The sequence below is a fragment of the Pseudomonas sp. BNK-45 genome (assembly GCF_047456255.1).
Classification (GTDB): Bacteria; Pseudomonadota; Gammaproteobacteria; order Pseudomonadales; family Pseudomonadaceae; genus Aquipseudomonas.
Genome location: NZ_CP179909.1, coordinates 2284482 through 2302955, shown reverse-complemented (window position 1 = coordinate 2302955; position 18474 = coordinate 2284482). Strand labels below are relative to the sequence as shown.

Sequence of the window (18474 nt, the reverse complement as noted above, 5' to 3'; positions counted from 1 at the left end):
TCAACCTGGGCCATGATCAGGGCCGTCAGTTCGGCGGCAAGCGCGGCGGCCCATCCATGGAGATTCGCGAGGAGGCGTCCATGGACCCCTGCTCGGCATGGACACCCGACAACTCGGCCAGCAGTCGCCAATGCTCATCCAGCCCGGCGCTGAGGGTCATCATCCGGTCGATCATCTTGCGCGCGGCTGCCCGGGTCAGCGGGTCCTCGCTGCGCAGCAGCTCGAAAGAAAAGGCCGTCACCGAAGCGGTCATGTCCGTCAGCGCCCGGGCGGTGAGCCCCAACAGCGTCATCAGTTGTTGCTCCCTGGATTCCATCGCACACCTATCCTTGCCGCAGATTCGCCTTTATAGACTCAGCACTTTGCATTAGGAAATGTTTCAAGTGGCCAAGCCGCGGATTCCCCCCGCAGCGGACCTCGGCCCACAGGTCAGAAAACGACCGCAACCGCACGGCCGGCGCCACACTCGATTGCCAAGCCGCGCCGGGGCAGTGTACAAATGCCCGGCTGCTGTCTGAAAACCGGTCTCAAAAGCGCCAGCGCATTCGCGTCCTGGCCTCTCTGAATGCCCATGAACGCCGTAGCACTATTGGTAAGACGCGACATTTAATTATAAGATCGCGCCTTCCCCTATTTCGTCGCCCCGTGCGGCTTTCGCCGCAGGTCCAGCCCGTTGTTCGATTAAACAAGGCTTTGAGAATCTGCGGTCCGTTGCAAAAAGGTAGTTAATGATGAGCGCAAGGCACTTTCTCTCCCTGATGGATTGCACGCCCGAAGAGCTGGTCAGTGTGATTCGTCGAGGCATCGAGCTGAAGGACCTGCGTAACCGCGGCGTACTCTTCGAGCCTTTGAAAAATCGTGTACTCGGCATGATTTTCGAGAAGTCGTCGACCCGTACCCGACTGTCCTTCGAAGCCGGCATGATTCAGCTGGGCGGCCAGGCCATCTTCCTTTCGCCACGGGACACTCAACTGGGTCGCGGCGAACCGATCGGCGACTGCGCCATCGTCATGTCGCGCATGCTCGACGCGGTGATGATCCGCACCTTTGCCCACAGCACCCTGACCGAGTTCGCGGCCAATTCCCGGGTCCCGGTGATCAACGGCCTGTCCGATGACCTGCACCCCTGCCAACTGCTGGCGGACATGCAGACCTTCCTCGAACACCGTGGCTCGATCCAGGGCAAGACCGTGGCCTGGATCGGTGACGGCAACAACATGTGCAACAGCTATATAGAAGCGGCCATCCAGTTCGACTTCCAGCTGCGCATCGCCTGTCCCGAGGGCTACGAGCCCAACGCCGAGTTTGTCGCCAAGGCCGGCGATCGCGTGACCATCGTCCGCGACCCTCGCGAAGCGGTGATCGGCGCCCATCTGGTGAGCACCGACGTCTGGACCTCCATGGGCCAGGAAGAAGAGACCGCCAAGCGTCTCCAGCTGTTTGCCCCCTTCCAGGTCAACCGCGCGCTGCTCGACCTGGCCGCCCCGGACGTACTGTTCATGCACTGCCTGCCCGCCCACCGCGGCGAGGAAATCAGCCTCGACCTGCTGGACGACCCTCGCTCAGTGGCTTGGGACCAGGCGGAAAACCGTCTGCACGCACAAAAGGCCCTGCTCGAGTTCCTCGTCGAGCCGGCGTACCACCACGCATGAGCCAGCCACTCCTGCTGAACCTGCGCAATCTGGCATGCGGCTACCAGGACCAACGCGTGGTGCAGAACCTCAATCTGCACCTCAACGCCGGGGACATCGGCTGCCTGCTGGGCTCGTCCGGATGTGGCAAGACCACCACCCTGCGGGCCATCGCCGGGTTCGAGCCGGTGCACGAAGGCGAGATCCAACTGGCCGGCGAAACCATATCCAGCGCCGGCTTCACCCTGGCCCCGGAGAAACGCCGGATCGGCATGGTGTTTCAGGACTATGCCCTGTTCCCCCACCTGAGCGTGGCGGACAACATCGCTTTCGGCATCCGCAAGCACCCGCAGAAAGACCGAGTGGTCGCCGAACTGCTGGAGCTGGTCAACCTGAAGGACCTCGGCCAGCGCTTTCCCCACGAGCTGTCCGGCGGCCAGCAACAGCGAGTGGCGCTGGCTCGCGCCCTGGCTCCCGAGCCGCAACTGCTGCTGCTGGACGAACCCTTCTCCAACCTCGACGGCGAACTGCGGCGCAAGCTCAGCCACGAGGTGCGCGACATCCTCAAGGCTCGCGGCACCAGTGCAATCCTGGTCACCCACGACCAGGAAGAAGCCTTCGCCGTGAGTGATCAGGTCGGCGTGTTCAAGGAAGGCCGCCTGGAGCAGTGGGACACCCCCTACAACCTCTATCACGAACCACAGACACCCTTTGTCGCCAGCTTCATTGGCCAGGGCTACTTCATTCGCGGCCAGCTGAACACGCCGGAATCGGTGCAGACCGAACTGGGTGTACTGCAGGGCAACCGGGCCTATACCTGGCCGACAGGTGGCGCGGTGGACGTCCTGCTGCGCCCGGACGACATCGTCCACGCGCCGGACAGTGACTTGAAAGCCCGGGTGGTGGGCAAAACCTTCCTCGGCGCCTCGACCCTGTATCGCCTGCAATTGCCTACCGGCAGCCAGCTGGAATCGATTTTCCCCAGCCACGCCGACCATCAGGTCGGAGCGGATGTGGGCATTCGGGTTGCGGCGGAACACCTGGTGCTGTTCCAGGCTTCAGGCAGCACGGCGGCGCAGATTCCCCATAGCGACTCAGGGGTACGGCGCTACAGCAGCGCTCATTGAGCCGCCCTCGCCAGCAAGCCAACCCCTACACCAACACACTGTAGGAAACGGCTTGCCGGCGAGTCAGAGCGCCGTCATTGCAGATGCAAGCGCCCGCTGGCAATCAGCCGGGCGTGTCCGCCGATCTTCACCCGTTCCCCCTCCAGGCGACAGAACAGCTCACCACCTCGCGCGGAGCACTGAAAGGCGCTCAGTTGCTGCTTGTCCAGCTGCTGCGCCCAGTAAGGCGTCAGGCAGCAATGGGTCGAGCCGGTCACCGGATCCTCGTCGATGCCGATGGCCGGAGCAAAATACCGCGAGACAAAGTCATGCCGCTCGCCCCGCGCGGTGACAATCACCCCCGGCCAGGGCAACTTGGCCAGCGCCGCCAGATCAGGCCGGCAATCGCGGACCGCCTGCTCCGACTCCAGCACCGCCAACAGCTCATGGGCACCTTGCAGATCGATGACCCTGGCGCCGAGTATCTGCGCCACCTGCTCCGCATCGGCCTGGCGGCGGGGGCTGCGCAGCGGAAAGTCCAGCCACAACAGGCCGCCTTCACGGGTAACGCTCAGGGGCCCCGAGCGGCTGAGAAACTCAATGCGTGGCCCCGGCTCCCCATACAGCTCGAACAGCACGTAGGCACTGGCCAGAGTGGCATGCCCGCACAGGGGCACCTCGGTGGCCGGGGTGAACCAGCGAATCCGCCAACCTTGGGCTTCACGCACCACAAACGCGGTTTCCGTCAGATTGTGCTCGGCGGCAATCTGCTGCATCAGGGCGTCGTCAAGCCATGCATCAAGCCGGTAAACCATGGCCGGGTTGCCGGCAAAGGGTTGATCACTGAATGCATCGATCTGTTGAAACTCAAGCTGCATGGCCCTTCTCCTTGATCAGTCGGCGGCCAGCATGGCTTGCGTGAGCGGCAGCGCGACAGACACAGACGAGAAGATTTTCCGGCATACAGCAGCGGCCCGCTCAACCGCCGACGCCTTGGCTCAAGGGCGACCGATGTCGGCGAACTTGCCCTGGGTATGCTCGGCCAGCACGGCAGCAGCCAATTCCACCTCCAGTCCGCGTCGACCGGCACTGACAAAAATACTGGCCAAAGGCTGAGCACTGCTGTCGATGAAAGTCCGCAGACGCTTCTTCTGCCCCAGCGGGCTGATCCCCCCCAACAGGTAGCCCGTGGCACGCTGGGCAGCGGCCGGATCGGCCATTTCGGCTTTTTTCACCCCGGCCGCGTGGGCCAGGGCCTTGAGGTCGAGACTGCCGGCAACCGGCACCACCGCCACCAGCAATTCCCCCTTCTCGCTGCTGGCCAGCAGCGTCTTGAACACTTGCGCCGGATCGAGGCTGAGCTTCTCCGCCGCCTCCAGACCGTAGGAGGCCGCCTTGGGATCATGTTCGTAACTGTGGATGCGATGTTCGGCGCGAACTTTTTTTAGCAGATCCAATGCAGGGGTCATGGCAGCTCCAAGAGGGACGAAAAGGCAAAACCGAGCGCGCGAATTTTAGGCCATTAATCGGCAAAAGGCTCTATTCCAGGCCTTGATAAGCCCTGGCCACAGACACCAGCGCCGCACCACCTGTCACTCCCGGGACTGTCGCCCCGGATCATTCATTTGATTGATATCTATAAAATGACCAGCCGTTCACTTTCGACCTTTGACAGCGGTGTTTCTTGTCTATATTTTTTCGTTTCTGAATATCATGCAGTAGATGCACCGTTGCACCCAGCAGCAAGACGAGGCCGGAATGGGGATTCCGTCTTCGTTGGAAGTCGCGCTCCATGCCTTTTGCAGCAGCGCCAGACAACAACAAAAAACGAGGTTCACAATGACAACTGCTCTGCAACAACCGTCACTATCGGGCCAATGCATGGCCGAGTTCCTGGGTACTGCGCTGCTGATCTTCTTCGGCACCGGCTGCGTCGCGGCGCTCAAGGTCGCGGGAGCCAGCTTCGGCCTGTGGGAAATCAGCATCATCTGGGGGATCGGCGTGAGCATGGCGATCTACCTCACCGCCGGCGTTTCCGGCGCGCACCTCAATCCTGCCGTGAGCATCGCCCTGTGCCTGTTCGCCGACTTTGAAAAACGCAAACTGCCGTTCTACATCCTGGCCCAGGTCGCTGGCGCCTTCTGCGCGGCGCTGTTGGTTTACACGCTGTACAGCAACCTGTTCTTCGATTTCGAACAGGCTCACCAAATGATCCGCGGTTCCCAGGCCAGCCTGGAACTGGCCTCGGTGTTCTCCACCTTCCCCAACCCGGCGCTGTCCACCGCCCAGGCCTTCCTGGTGGAAGTGGTGATCACGGCGATCCTGATGGGCGTGATCATGGCCCTGACCGACGACAACAATGGCCTGCCTCGCGGCGCGATGGCGCCCCTGCTGATCGGCCTGCTGATCGCCGTGATCGGCAGCGCCATGGGCCCGCTCACCGGCTTCGCCATGAACCCGGCGCGGGACTTCGGACCTAAACTGATGACGTTCTTTGCCGGCTGGGGTCAGATTTCCTTTACCGGCGGCCGGGATATTCCGTACTTCCTGGTGCCGGTCTTCGCTCCGATCCTCGGTGCCTGCCTGGGTGCGGCCGCTTATCGCGGACTGATTGCCCGGCACCTGCCCAACGCCGTCGCCGCCTCCGAGAGCGAATCGGTCGCCGATGGCAAAGTCAAAGCTTCTTGAATCTCGCGGCGCGTGATCCTGCCCAAATCGATCACGCGCCTGTTTCCACTCCCTTATTTCGTCCAAGGCAATCGACATGACCGACATTCAGAATAAGAACTACATCATTGCCCTCGATCAGGGTACGACCAGCTCCCGGGCGATCATTTTCGACCGCGACGCCAACGTGGTGTGCACCGCCCAGCGCGAGTTCGCCCAGCACTACCCACAGGCCGGCTGGGTCGAACATGACCCGATGGAAATCTTCGCCACCCAGAGCGCGGTGATGGTCGAGGCCCTGGCGCAAGCCGGCCTGCATCACGACCAGGTGGCCGCCATCGGCATCACCAACCAGCGGGAAACCACCGTGGTCTGGGACAAGACCACCGGCCGGCCGATCTACAACGCCATCGTCTGGCAGTGCCGCCGCAGCACCGAGATCTGCCAGCAGCTCAAGCGCGACGGCCACGAAGCCTACATTCGCGACACCACCGGCCTGGTCACCGACCCCTACTTCTCCGGCACCAAGCTCAAGTGGATCCTCGACAACGTCGAAGGCAGCCGCGAGCGCGCCCGTAGCGGCGAGCTGCTGTTCGGCACCATCGACAGCTGGCTGATCTGGAAATTCACCGGCGGCAAGACCCACGTCACCGACTACACCAACGCCTCGCGCACCATGCTCTTCAACATCCACACCCTGGAGTGGGACGCGAAGATGCTGGAGGTGCTGGATATCCCGCGGGAAATGCTTCCCGAGGTGAAGTCCTCGTCGGAAATCTACGGTCGCACCAAGAGCGGTATCGCCATCGGCGGCATCGCCGGCGACCAGCAAGCGGCGCTGTTCGGCCAAATGTGCGTCGAACCGGGCCAGGCCAAGAACACCTACGGCACCGGCTGCTTCCTGCTGATGAACACCGGCGACAAGGCGGTGAAATCCCAGCACGGCATGCTCACCACCATCGCCTGCGGCCCCCGCGGCGAAGTGGCCTACGCCCTGGAAGGCGCAGTGTTCAACGGCGGCTCCACCGTGCAGTGGCTGCGTGATGAGCTGAAGATCATCAACGACGCCCACGACACCGAATACTTCGCCAACAAGGTCAAGGACAGCAATGGCGTGTACCTGGTGCCGGCCTTCACCGGTCTCGGCGCGCCCTACTGGGACCCCTACGCCCGTGGCGCGCTGTTCGGCCTGACCCGAGGCGTGCGCGTGGATCACATCATCCGCGCCGCCCTGGAATCCATCGCCTACCAGACCCGCGACGTGCTCGACGCCATGCAGCAGGATTCCGGTGAACGCCTCAAAGCCCTGCGCGTGGACGGCGGCGCCGTGGCCAACAACTTCCTCATGCAGTTCCAGGCCGACATCCTCGGTACTCAGGTGGAGCGCCCGCAAATGCGCGAAACCACGGCCCTGGGCGCCGCCTACCTGGCAGGCCTGGCCTGCGGTTTCTGGGGCAGCCTGGAAGAGCTGCGAGGCAAGGCGGTGATCGAGCGCGAGTTCGAACCCCAACTGGCCGAAGCGGAAAAAGAAGGCCTGTACGCAGGCTGGAAGAAGGCCGTCAGCCGCACCCGCGACTGGGAACCCCACGAAGAGGCCAAATAAGCCAAGCCGTGGATAGGTAACCGCTTGTAACTGGTCGGGAGGGGATTCCTGCGGCATCATGGGCAAATTTTGCACGGCAGCCCAAAGGAAGCCCCATGAATCTGCCTCCCCGTCAGCAGCAAATCCTCGATCTGGTCCGCGAACGCGGCTACGTCAGCATCGAGGAATTGGCCCAGCTGTTCGTTGTGACCCCGCAAACCATCCGCCGCGATATCAACCAGCTGGCGGAAGCCAATCTGCTGCGCCGCTACCACGGCGGCGCGGCCTACGACTCCAGCGTAGAAAACACCGCCTACGCCATGCGCGCCGACCAGATGCGCGATGAAAAGCAGCGCATCGGCGAAGCCGTTGCCGCGCAGATCCCCGATCACGCCTCGCTGTTCATCAACATCGGCACCACCACCGAATCCATCGCCCGCGCCCTGCTCAACCACAGCCACCTGAAGATCATCACCAACAACCTGCACGTGGCTTCAATGCTCAGTGCCAAGGATGATTTCGACGTGCTGCTCACTGGCGGCAATGTGCGCCGTGACGGCGGCGTGGTGGGCCAGGCCAGCGTCGACTTCATCAATCAGTTCAAGGTGGACTTCGCCCTGGTGGGCATCAGCGGCATCGACGAGGACGGCAGCCTGCTGGACTTCGACTACCAGGAAGTGCGGGTTTCCCAGGCGATCATCGCCAATGCCCGGCAAGTGATCCTGGCCGCCGACTCCAGCAAGTTCGGGCGCAACGCCATGATCCGCCTCGGCCCCATCAGCCTGATCGATTGCCTGGTCACCGACCAGCAACCGGTCCCGGCCCTGACCCAACTGCTCAACCAGCACAAGATCCGCCTCGAAGTGGTCTGAGCCCCCTTCCCTCCGGCAAGACAACGCAGGGCGCATTCGCGCGCCGGCCCACGGCTGGCTCGATAGCGCCCTCGCGCACCTGCATCAGTGACCCGCCCCTCCGGGCGCGGGGCAATCGCGGCATCAATCGCCTGACAATGTTCGAAAACCATCTTCCAAAGCTGTTTCGATCAGTTTTTTCAATCGAAGTGCGCTGGATGCGTGGGTCTTTATGCGCTAGTATTTTCGAAAATGAACATTAATGTTCGAATTCAAATACCAAAGCAACACGAGGCCCGTCGATGCCCACTTCTACCTTGCCCGCGCGCCCTCTCTCCGAGGTTTACGATATCGCCGTCATTGGCGGTGGGATCAATGGTGTTGGAATTGCCGCGGACGCGGCAGGTCGCGGCTTGTCCGTGTTCCTTTGCGAAAAGGACGATCTGGCCAGCCACACTTCGTCGGCCAGCAGCAAGCTGATCCACGGTGGCCTGCGCTACCTCGAACATTACGAGTTCCGCCTGGTACGCGAAGCCCTGGCCGAGCGTGAAGTACTCCTGGCCAAGGCGCCGCATATCGTCAAGCCCATGCGTTTTGTCCTGCCGCACCGGCCCCACCTGCGCCCGGCCTGGATGATTCGCGCCGGTCTGTTCCTGTATGACCACCTGGGCAAGCGGGAGAAGCTCGCCGGTTCCCGCAGCCTGAAATTCGGCGCCGACAGCGCGCTGAAAGCCGAGATCAGCAAAGGCTTCGAATACTCCGACTGCTGGGTCGACGACGCCCGCCTGGTGGTGCTCAACGCCATGGCCGCCCGCGAGCACGGCGCCCATGTGCATACCCAGACCCGCTGCATCAGCGCCCGACGCAGCAAGGGCCTGTGGCAACTGGAACTGGAGCGGGCCGACGGCAGCCTGTTCTCCATCACCGCCAAGGCCCTGGTGAACGCGGCCGGCCCCTGGGTCGCCAAGTTCATCAAGGATGACCTGAAACTGGAATCGCCTTACGGCATCCGCCTGATCCAGGGCAGCCACCTGATCGTGCCCAAGCTGTACGAGGGCGAGCACGCGCACATCCTGCAGAACGAAGACCAGCGCATTGTCTTCACCATTCCCTACCTCGATCAGTTCACCCTGATCGGCACCACCGACCGTGAATACACCGGTGACCCGGCCAAGGTCGCAATCACCGAAGGCGAAACCGATTACCTGCTGCAGGTAGTCAACGCGCACTTCAAGAAGCAGCTCAGCCGCGACGATATCCTGCACAGCTACTCCGGTGTTCGCCCGCTCTGCAACGACGAATCCGACAACCCTTCGGCCGTGACTCGCGACTACACCTTGGCCCTTTCCGGCACTGGCGAGGAAGCTCCGCTGCTGTCAGTGTTCGGCGGCAAGCTGACCACCTACCGCAAGCTGGCGGAATCGGCCATGGCGCAACTGGCGCCCTACTTCAAGCAGGCCAAGCCGAGCTGGACCGCCCAGGCCACCCTGCCCGGCGGCGAGCACATGAGCACGCCGCAAGCCCTGGCGGAAGCCATCCGCAAGAAATTCGACTGGGTGCCCAGCCAGATCGCCCGCCGCTGGGCCACCACCTATGGCAGCCGCACCTGGCGCCTGCTGGAAGGCGTGCACAGCCTCAACGACCTGGGTGAACACCTGGGGGGCGGCCTGTACACCCGCGAAGTGGATTATCTGTGTGCCGAGGAATGGGCACTGAAGGCCGAGGATATTCTCTGGCGCCGAAGCAAGCTGGGCCTGTTCACCACCGCCGCCGAACAACGGCAGTTGCAGGATTATCTGCAAAAGGTCGAGGACAATCGCGGCAAGATCAAGGCGGCCTGAACGCCATGGATCACGCCAAGCCCCTGCGCCGGAAGGCCCAGGGGCTTTTTTTGTGGTGCATCGCAGCCGCTCGCCTCGACTCGCCGCCCCTCCCCACAGCAAAGCATCGCGTTCGGTTTTCCGAATGGCCGACCGAAAGGCATTCGGATAACCGGATAAAAGCACGGAAATTTATACCTCAATAAATTTTTATGACCTTTAAAATCAATGACTTGAGCACGATCAATGGGTCTGGCACGACTCATGCTCTACACTGTGCGACGAATGCCTGTCGTGCCAACACACCAGGAGCCGTCAAGGCATTCGCTGTATAAAAGAGCCGTCGAACTGGCTTCATAAAAAAAACAAATGTCGAGGAAATATTGATGCGCATCGTTCCCCATCTGTTGGGCGCAGCTATCGCTGCCGCTCTGATTAGCACTCCAGTTTTCGCTGCCGAGCTCACCGGCACACTGAAGAAAATCAAAGAGTCCGGCACCATCACCCTCGGACATCGCGACGCTTCCATCCCGTTTTCCTACATCGCTGACGCTTCTGGCGTGCCAGTGGGCTACTCCCACGACATCCAGCTGAAAATCGTCGAAGCGATCAAGAAAGACCTCGACATGCCTGACCTGAAGGTCAAGTACAACCTGGTAACCTCCCAGACCCGTATTCCGCTGGTGCAGAACGGCACCGTGGACGTCGAGTGCGGCTCCACCACCAACAACGTCGAGCGCCAGCAACAGGTCGACTTCTCGGTCGGCATCTTCGAAATCGGTACCCGTCTGCTGTCCAAAAAGGACTCGACCTACAAGGATTTCGCTGATCTGAAAGGCAAGAACGTGGTGACCACCGCCGGTACCACGTCCGAGCGCATCCTCAAGGCCATGAACGCCGACAAGCAAATGGGTATGAACGTGATCTCCGCCAAGGACCACGGTGAGTCGTTCCAGATGCTGGAATCGGGTCGTGCCGTCGCCTTCATGATGGACGACGCGTTGCTGGCCGGTGAAATGGCCAAGGCCAAGAAGCCCACCGACTGGGCCGTGACCGGTACCCCGCAGTCCTACGAAATCTACGGCTGCATGGTGCGCAAGGGCGATGCCCCGTTCAAGAAAGCCGTGGACGACGCCATCGTTGCCACCTACAAGTCTGGCGAAATCAACAAGATCTACGACAAGTGGTTCCAATCGCCGATTCCGCCAAAAGGCCTGAACCTGATGTTCCCAATGAGCGACGAGCTCAAGGCCCTGATCGCCAACCCGACCGACAAAGCGGCTGACGATAAAAAGTCCTGATTCCTGACTAACCTTATCTCCTGAGGGGGCGCCGCCCCTTCGGGAGTCTGTCACTACCTGCTGGCATTTTTTTGGAAACACTCGAACCGGTGGTTGTCGAGCCGATCGCGTGTGCCTGGCCTTCCTGGCCGGGTGGGAACGGACGTCCCCAGGCGGGTGCTTGTACATCGAACGATCTGAGGGGTAACCCTAATGAATTACAACTGGGACTGGGGCGTGTTCTTCAAGTCCACCGGCGTGGGCAGCGAGACCTATCTCGACTGGTTCATCAGCGGCCTGGGCTGGACCATCGCCATCGCCGTGGTGGCCTGGATCATCGCGCTGCTGCTGGGGTCGATCCTGGGCGTCATGCGTACCGTGCCGAACCGTCTGGTGTCGGGCATCGCCACCGTCTACGTGGAGATCTTCCGTAACGTGCCGCTGCTGGTGCAGCTGTTCATCTGGTACTTCCTGGTACCCGACCTGCTGCCGGAAAACCTTCAGGAGTGGTACAAGCAGGACCTCAACCCGACCACCTCGGCCTACCTGAGCGTTGTCGTGTGCCTGGGCCTGTTCACCGCAGCCCGAGTCTGCGAACAGGTACGTACCGGTATCCAGGCGCTGCCCCGCGGCCAGGAATCCGCCGCCCGAGCCATGGGCTTCTCGCTGCCGCAGATCTACTGGAACGTGCTGCTGCCCCAGGCCTACCGGATCATCATTCCGCCGCTCACCTCGGAATTTCTCAACGTCTTCAAGAACTCCTCGGTGGCCTCCCTGATCGGCCTGATGGAGCTGCTGGCCCAGACCAAACAGACCGCCGAGTTCTCGGCCAACCTGTTCGAGGCCTTCACCCTGGCCACCCTGATCTACTTCACCTTGAACATGAGCCTGATGCTGCTGATGCGCCTGGTAGAGAAAAAAGTCTCGGTCCCCGGCCTGATCTCCGTGGGGGGTAAATAATGGAATTCGACTTCTCGGGCATCATCCCGGCCATTCCCGGCCTGTGGAACGGCATGCTGATGACCCTCAAGCTGATGGTCATGGGCGTGGTCGGCGGGATCATCCTCGGCACCTTGCTGGCCCTGATGCGCTTGTCCCACAACAAGCTGCTGTCGAACCTGGCCGGTGCCTACGTCAACTACTTCCGCTCGATCCCGCTGCTGCTGGTGATCACCTGGTTCTACCTGGCGGTGCCTTTCGTACTGCGCTGGATCACCGGCGAAGACACCCCGATCGGCGCCTTCACCTCGTGCATCGTGGCCTTCATGATGTTCGAAGCGGCGTACTTCTGCGAAATCGTCCGCGCCGGCGTGCAGTCCATTCCCAAGGGCCAGATGGGCGCCGCCCAGGCACTGGGCATGAGCTATGGCCAGACCATGCGCCTGATCATCCTGCCCCAGGCGTTCCGCAAGATGACCCCTTTGCTGCTGCAGCAGAGCATCATCCTGTTCCAGGACACCTCCCTGGTGTACACCGTGGGCCTGGTGGACTTCCTCAACGCCTCGCGTTCCAGCGGCGACATCATCGGCCGCTCCAATGAATTCCTGATCATCGCTGGTCTGGTCTATTTCACAATCAGCTTTGCCGCCTCGCTGCTGGTCAAGCGTCTGCAAAAAAGGTTCGCCGTATGATCTCTATCAAGAACATCAACAAGTGGTATGGGGACTTCCAGGTGCTGACTGATTGCAGCACCGAGGTCAAGAAGGGTGAAGTGGTGGTGGTCTGCGGGCCGTCCGGCTCCGGCAAGTCGACCCTGATCAAGTGCGTCAACGCCCTGGAACCCTTCCAGAAGGGCGACATCGTGGTCGACGGCACCTCCATCGCCGACCCCAAGACCAACCTGCCGAAACTGCGCTCCCGCGTGGGCATGGTGTTCCAGCATTTCGAACTGTTCCCGCACCTGACCATCACCGAGAACCTGACCATCGCGCAGATCAAGGTCCTGGGTCGCAGCAAGGAAGAGGCCACCAAGAAAGGCCTGCAACTGCTGGACCGCGTCGGCCTCGCCGCCCACGCCCACAAGCACCCGGGCCAACTGTCCGGCGGCCAGCAACAGCGCGTGGCCATCGCCCGCGCCCTGGCCATGGACCCGATCGTCATGCTGTTCGACGAACCGACCTCGGCCCTGGACCCGGAAATGGTCAATGAAGTGCTGGACGTCATGGTGCAACTGGCCCAGGAAGGCATGACCATGATGTGCGTGACCCACGAAATGGGCTTTGCCCGCAAAGTAGCCAACCGAGTGATTTTCATGGACAAGGGCCAGATCATCGAAGACTGCCAGAAAGAGGAATTCTTCGGCGACATCAGCGCCCGCTCCGAACGTGCCCAGCACTTCCTCGAGAAGATCCTGCAGCACTAAACCTGTGCTTCTGTAGGAGCCGGCTGACCGGCGAAGGGAACGCACCTGGCTCCCCTATCGCCAGGGTCGCCCTCTTCGCCGGCCGGCCGGCTCCTATGGACACCGCACAGTGGTTGACCCAAGGCATCTGTGATGAAATGCGACCCCACTCTCTATCGCGCCGCGCCGCCATCACTTGCCGTGAAACCCCGTCTGATCCGCCAACTGTTCCTGCCGCCACTGGTCATCCTGCTGATGATCGGCCTGGGCTACATCGGCTTCTGGGTCAGCGAACACAACGGCATCCGCACCCTCAGCGAAAATGGCGAACGCCAGCTGGAGCTGCACGCCCGCGCCGTAGAAAGCGAGATCAGCAAATACACCTATCTGCCCAGCCTGCTGGAACTGGAATCCAGTGTCTCGCGCTTGCTGGACGATCCCTCGCCGGAACACCGGCAGACCGTCAATCAATACCTCGAAGGCCTGAACCGCCGCAGTCGCAGCCGGGCCATCTATGTCATGGACACCACCGGCCGGGTACTGGCCACCAGCAACTGGCGCGACGTCGACAGCTACCTGGGTGAGGACCTGTCGTTTCGCGCCTACTTCCAGAACGCCGTGCGCGGCCAGCCCGGACGCTTCTACGGCATCGGCAGCACCAACGGCGAACCCGGCTACTACCTGGCCCACGGCCTGGAAGAACACGGCAAGATCATTGGCGTGGCGGTGGTCAAGGTGCGCCTGGAAGCCCTGGAGGAGCGCTGGCAGCGCGCCCGTCTGGAAGCCTTCGTCAGCGACGAGAACGGCATCATCATCCTCTCCAGCGACCCGGCGCGGCGTCTCAAGTCGGTCCTCCCCCTGAGCGACGACACCAAGGAGCGCCTGGCCCGCAGCCTGCAGTACTACTGGTTCCCGCTCAACGAACTCGAACCCCTGGCCCGGGAACGCCTGGCCGAAGGCGTGGAGAAACTGACCTTCCCCGCCAACACCGAACTCGAGTCCGACGGCAAGGCCATCAGCTACCTGTCCCAGACCCGCCCCCTGAGCGACACCCCGTGGAATTTCACCCTGCTCACCCCCTTGCAGGACCTGCGCCGCGAAGCCATCAACCAGGGCATCCTGGTGGCCGTGGCGTTTGCCCTGGTGGCGTTCTTGCTGATCGCCTGGAACGAGCGGCGCAAGGTCATCGCCACGCGCCTGGCCGCCCGTGAAGCCCTGCAGGAAGCCAACAGCCAGCTGGAGCGCCGAATCACCGAGCGCACCGCGGACCTGCGGGCCAGCAACGAGCGGCTCAAGAGCCAGATCCGCGAACGCCGCCAGGCCGAGGAAACCCTGCGCCGGGCCCAGGACGAGCTGGTCCAGGCCGGCAAGCTGGCAGCCATCGGCCAGATGTCCACCAGCATCGCCCACGAGCTCAACCAGCCCCTGGCGGCGCTGCGCACCCTGTCCGGCAACACCGTGCGCTTTCTTGAGCGCGGCGCCCTGGACACCGCCAGCGCCAACCTCAAGACCATCAACGAACTGATCGACCGCATGGGCCGCATCACCGCCAGCCTGCGCGCCTTCGCCCGCCGCGGCGACGACCAGGGCCAGGCCAGCCTGGACAAGGCGGTGGACGCCGCCCTGCAGATCCTCAACGCCCGCATCGAACCCCTGCCCCTGCAACTGCACCGCGACTTCAGCGAACAGACCCTGCAGATCGACCAGACCCGCCTGGAGCAGATCCTGGTCAACCTGATCGGCAATGCCCTGGACGCCATGCAGGCACAGCCGGCGCCGGAATTGTGGCTGGAAGGCGAACCCGGCGACGGCAAGTACCGTCTGCGGGTACGCGACAACGGCCACGGCATCGATCCCGAGGCGCGCAAGCATCTGTTCGAACCCTTCTTCACCACCAAACCCGGCGAGCAGGGCCTGGGCCTGGGCCTGACCCTGTCCGCCAGCCTCGCCGCCGCCACCGGCGGCAGCCTGGGGGTGGAACATCCGGCAAGCGGCGGCACCGCCTTTGTCCTCAGCTTGCCCCTGGCAAGCCCCACTCAAGCCGAGTCGATATGAACAACGAGCTGACCGTGCTGATCGTCGAAGACGATCCCCATGTCCTGCTGGGTTGCCAGCAGGCCCTGGCCCTGGAAGACATCCCCTGCATTGGCGTGGGCAGCGCCGAAGAGGCCCTGGCCCAGGTCGGCGACAACTTTCCCGGCATCGTGGTCAGTGACATCCGCCTGCCGGGCATCGATGGCCTGGAACTGCTGACCCAACTCAAGGCCCGGGATCGCAGCCTGCCGGTGGTGCTGATCACCGGCCACGGCGACATCTCCATGGCCGTCGGCGCCATGCAGAAAGGCGCCTACGACTTCATGGAAAAACCCTTTTCTCCCGAGCGCCTGGTGGACGTGGCCCGCCGCGCCCTGGAGCAGCGAGGCCTGGCCCGGGAAGTGACCTCCCTGCGCCGCCAACTGGCCGAACGCAGTTCCCTGGAAGGCCGGATCATCGGGCGCTCGCCGGCCATGCAGAACCTGCGGGAATTGATCGCCAACGTCGCCGATACGTCGGCCAACGTGCTGATCGAAGGCGAAACCGGCACCGGCAAGGAACTGGTCGCCCGCTGCCTGCACGACTTCAGCCGCCGCCACCCGCAACAGTTCGTCGCCTTGAACTGCGGCGGCTTGCCGGAGAACCTGTTCGAAAGCGAGATTTTCGGCCACGAGGCCAACGCCTTCACCGGCGCCGGCAAACGCCGGATCGGCAAGATCGAGCACGCTCACCAGGGCACCCTGTTCCTCGATGAAGTGGAAAGCATGCCGATCAACCTGCAGATCAAGCTGCTGCGGGTATTGCAGGAGCGCACCCTGGAACGCCTGGGTTCAAACCAGAGCGTGGCCGTGGATTGCCGGGTGATCGCCGCCACCAAGTCGGACCTGGACGAGCTGAGCCGGGCCAAGGCATTTCGCAGCGACCTGTACTACCGCCTCAACGTGGTGACCCTGGAACTGCCGCCCCTGCGCGAGCGCCGCGAGGACATCCTGCAACTGTTCGAACACTTTCTGCAGCAGTCGTCCCTGCGCTTCGACCGCGCCGTGCCGGAGCTGGACAACCAGACCCTATCGAGCCTGATGAGCCACGACTGGCCGGGCAACGTGCGCGAACTGCGCAACGTCGCCGAGCGCTTCGCCCTGGGCCTGCCGACGTTCAAGAAGACCGGCGGCAGCGCAGCCCAGGGCCTGGGTTTTGCCGAGGCGGTGGAAGCCTTCGAACGCAACCTGCTGAACGACGCCTTGCAGCGCAGCGGCGGCAACCTGACCCAGGCCAGCCAGGAGCTGGGTATGGCCAAGACCACCCTGTTCGACAAGGTCAAGAAGTACGGCCTGAACCACTGACCCCAGCGCGAGGACTTATGGATCTATTGTTGAAGGCCGCCCTGGGCGCGGCGGTGGTGGTGATTCTGGCGGCCCTGGCCAAGACCCGGAACTACTACATCGCCGGGCTGGTGCCGCTGTTCCCGACCTTTGCCCTGATCGCCCACTACATCGTCGCCAAGGGCCGCTCGCTCGACGACCTGAAGACCACCATCCTGTTCGGCATGTGGTCGATCATTCCCTACTTCGTTTACCTGGCGACCCTGTATGTGATGGTTGACCGCCTGCGCCTGGAAGCGTCCCTGGCGGTGGCCGCCGTGGCCTGGCTGATAGCCGCGACGATCCTGGTCAGCGTCTGGGTCCGCCTCCACGCCTGAGGCCCTGCCCTTTCTGTAGGAGCGAGCTTGCTCGCGAAGCCGGCGCCGCGGTCTGTCGCCGGCCACCCTGGCCCGACCCTTGCATTTACCCGGTAAAGCCCGTCCAGCCTGCGTCTGCGCGTTATCACGCAGTTTCTGGAGGGCGCTGCCATGGGTAAAGAACACCTTGAATATCTTAGATCTCGACCACAGCCTGACCGCCCAGGAGCCCATTGTCCGGCGCCTGAACAGCGGCCAGGCACGACGCCTGGACCTGCTGGACCTGGGCCCCAAGCTGCGCCTCTGGTCCACCGAACGCACCTACCGCCACTTCACCGAGCGCCTGGGCCAACGCCCCCGGCACAGCGGCCCGCAGCCGGAAATCTTCTTCGTCGGCTCCGGTGACTATCACCACCTGACCCCGGCCTTTCTCGGCGACCTCAAAGAGCCGGTGAGCCTGATCCACTTCGACAACCACCCCGACTGGGTACGCTTCGCCCCGCGCCGGCACTGCGGCTCCTGGGTCAACCGGGCGCTGCAACTGCCGAATATCCAGCGCATCGTCACCTTGGGCCCTTGCAGCGAAGATTTGCATAATCCGCAACTGCGCGGCGGCAACCTCGGCGCCCTGAAGCACGGCAAACTGCAGCTGTTTCCCTGGCAGCACGCGCCGTCCAAGGTCTGGGGCCGGGTCGGCGACGGCGCCGGGCATCAACAGCAGGAAAACCTCCTGCACTGGCGCAACCTGGCGGACCTGGACTGGGCCGCCTTCCTCGCGCAGATGATCGACAGCCTGCCCACCGAAGCGGTGTGGATCACCATCGACAAGGACGTGCTGGCCAGCGAAGACGCCGCCACCAACTGGGACCAGGGCGGCATGCGCCTGACCCACCTGCTGCAGGCACTGCGGGCACTGGCGGCGCGCAAGCGCATCCTGGGCATCGACGTCTGCGGCGAGTTCGCCAAACCGGCCTTCAGCAACGCCTTCAAACGCTGGGAAGCCAAGTCCGACCAGCCCCCGGCCGAACGCTGGAGCCAGGACGACCTGCTGCGCAACTCGGTGACCAATGAAGCCCTGATTTCGCTGTTCGAGGAGCTGTTCCCGTGACCCTGACCGTTGTTCTGCTGGTGGCCTTTTCGATCCTCCTGGACGTGATCGGCCAACTCTGTTTCAAGCTCGGCCTCGACCGCCTGCCGGAGCTGGAAGGCGGCTTTCGCCTGAATGCCTTCTGGGGCCAGGTGTTCAACGCGCCCCTGCTGTGGTGCGGCATCGGCGCCTACGCCATCGAGTTCTTCGTCTGGCTCGAAGCCCTGTCCCGGGCGCCCCTGAGCCTGTTGTTCCCGGCTGCGGCCCTGGCCTATTGCGGCGTGGTACTGGCGGGCAAGGTGGTGCTGGGCGAGACCGTCAGCCGCCGGCGCTGGCTGGGCACCCTGGTGATCACCGCCGGGGTGATGCTGGTGTGCGTGGCCAGTACCTGAGCCTC

Annotated in this window: 18 protein-coding genes; 15 read left to right on the top strand and 3 right to left on the bottom strand. The window is 62.9% G+C overall.

Features of this window, described 5'->3' with window-relative positions; genetic code table 11:
- Window positions 1–25: 25 nt before the first annotated feature.
- Window positions 26–316 (bottom strand): hypothetical protein, encoded by a 291-nt coding sequence (locus tag ACMGG8_RS10750; protein ID WP_414159566.1) that lies wholly within the window; start codon window positions 314–316, stop codon window positions 26–28.
- A gap of 415 nt (window positions 317–731) precedes the next feature.
- On the opposite strand from ACMGG8_RS10750, the gene argF reads away from it, so the two are divergent.
- Together argF and ACMGG8_RS10740 are read left to right on the top strand one after the other, a co-directional pair.
- Window positions 732–1652: an ornithine carbamoyltransferase gene (gene argF, locus ACMGG8_RS10745; RefSeq protein WP_060840802.1), complete on the top strand. Its 921-nt coding sequence runs from the start codon at window positions 732–734 to the stop codon at window positions 1650–1652.
- Window positions 1649–2758 (top strand): ABC transporter ATP-binding protein, encoded by a 1110-nt coding sequence (locus ACMGG8_RS10740; RefSeq protein WP_060840803.1) that lies wholly within the window; start codon window positions 1649–1651, stop codon window positions 2756–2758. The genes argF and ACMGG8_RS10740 overlap by 4 nt, the downstream gene beginning before the upstream one ends.
- Before the next feature lie 74 nt (window positions 2759–2832).
- Here ACMGG8_RS10740 and ACMGG8_RS10735 read toward each other — a convergent pair whose 3' ends face one another.
- On the bottom strand, window positions 2833–3615 hold the full coding sequence (locus ACMGG8_RS10735; protein WP_414159565.1) for a PhzF family phenazine biosynthesis protein: 783 nt from the start codon (window positions 3613–3615) through the stop codon (window positions 2833–2835).
- 120 nt (window positions 3616–3735) lie between these two features.
- Window positions 3736–4206, bottom strand: coding sequence for a Cys-tRNA(Pro) deacylase (gene ybaK / locus ACMGG8_RS10730; protein ID WP_060844475.1), 471 nt, complete (start codon window positions 4204–4206; stop codon window positions 3736–3738).
- A 370-nt stretch (window positions 4207–4576) separates the two neighbouring features.
- Between ybaK and ACMGG8_RS10725 the strand changes: the two genes are divergently transcribed.
- The 13 genes from ACMGG8_RS10725 (at window position 4577) to ACMGG8_RS10665 (ending at window position 18469) form a co-directional block, all read left to right on the top strand.
- Window positions 4577–5425 carry an MIP/aquaporin family protein gene (locus tag ACMGG8_RS10725; protein ID WP_060840806.1) on the top strand — a complete coding sequence of 283 codons (849 nt, stop codon included), beginning with the start codon at window positions 4577–4579 and terminating at the stop codon, window positions 5423–5425.
- Between the two features lie 76 nt (window positions 5426–5501).
- A complete protein-coding gene (glpK, locus tag ACMGG8_RS10720) occupies window positions 5502–7007 on the top strand; it encodes a glycerol kinase GlpK (RefSeq protein ID WP_060844476.1) in 1506 nt (501 codons plus the stop codon).
- Window positions 7008–7102: 95 nt separating this feature from the next.
- The gene (locus ACMGG8_RS10715) at window positions 7103–7858 is read left to right on the top strand and encodes a DeoR/GlpR family transcriptional regulator (protein WP_011063123.1); all 756 of its coding nucleotides are present in this window, start codon (window positions 7103–7105) and stop codon (window positions 7856–7858) included.
- Between the two features lie 281 nt (window positions 7859–8139).
- The gene (gene glpD, locus ACMGG8_RS10710; protein ID WP_414159564.1) at window positions 8140–9678 is read left to right on the top strand and encodes a glycerol-3-phosphate dehydrogenase; all 1539 of its coding nucleotides are present in this window, start codon (window positions 8140–8142) and stop codon (window positions 9676–9678) included.
- 365 nt (window positions 9679–10043) lie between these two features.
- Window positions 10044–10958 (top strand): glutamate/aspartate ABC transporter substrate-binding protein, encoded by a 915-nt coding sequence (locus tag ACMGG8_RS10705; RefSeq protein ID WP_060840809.1) that lies wholly within the window; start codon window positions 10044–10046, stop codon window positions 10956–10958.
- Window positions 10959–11150: 192 nt separating this feature from the next.
- Complete coding sequence (locus ACMGG8_RS10700; RefSeq protein ID WP_011063126.1) at window positions 11151–11897, top strand: amino acid ABC transporter permease; 747 nt, start codon at window positions 11151–11153, stop codon at window positions 11895–11897.
- On the top strand, window positions 11897–12568 hold the full coding sequence (locus tag ACMGG8_RS10695) for an amino acid ABC transporter permease (RefSeq protein WP_011063127.1): 672 nt from the start codon (window positions 11897–11899) through the stop codon (window positions 12566–12568). Before ACMGG8_RS10700 ends, ACMGG8_RS10695 begins: the two co-directional genes overlap by 1 nt.
- Complete coding sequence (locus ACMGG8_RS10690) at window positions 12565–13299, top strand: amino acid ABC transporter ATP-binding protein (RefSeq protein WP_016964662.1); 735 nt, start codon at window positions 12565–12567, stop codon at window positions 13297–13299. The genes ACMGG8_RS10695 and ACMGG8_RS10690 overlap by 4 nt, the downstream gene beginning before the upstream one ends.
- 132 nt (window positions 13300–13431) lie before the next feature.
- Window positions 13432–15333 carry a sensor histidine kinase gene (locus ACMGG8_RS10685; RefSeq protein ID WP_060840810.1) on the top strand — a complete coding sequence of 634 codons (1902 nt, stop codon included), beginning with the start codon at window positions 13432–13434 and terminating at the stop codon, window positions 15331–15333.
- Window positions 15330–16655, top strand: coding sequence for a sigma-54-dependent transcriptional regulator (locus ACMGG8_RS10680; protein ID WP_414159563.1), 1326 nt, complete (start codon window positions 15330–15332; stop codon window positions 16653–16655). The genes ACMGG8_RS10685 and ACMGG8_RS10680 overlap by 4 nt, the downstream gene beginning before the upstream one ends.
- A gap of 26 nt (window positions 16656–16681) precedes the next feature.
- Window positions 16682–17011 carry a GlpM family protein gene (locus ACMGG8_RS10675; RefSeq protein ID WP_414159930.1) on the top strand — a complete coding sequence of 110 codons (330 nt, stop codon included), beginning with the start codon at window positions 16682–16684 and terminating at the stop codon, window positions 17009–17011.
- Window positions 17012–17177: 166 nt separating this feature from the next.
- Window positions 17178–18098, top strand: coding sequence for an arginase (locus tag ACMGG8_RS10670; protein ID WP_060840812.1), 921 nt, complete (start codon window positions 17178–17180; stop codon window positions 18096–18098).
- Window positions 18095–18469, top strand: a complete 375-nt coding sequence (locus ACMGG8_RS10665) for an EamA family transporter (protein WP_060840813.1) — start codon at window positions 18095–18097, stop codon at window positions 18467–18469. The genes ACMGG8_RS10670 and ACMGG8_RS10665 overlap by 4 nt, the downstream gene beginning before the upstream one ends.
- Window positions 18470–18474: the final 5 nt, after the last annotated feature.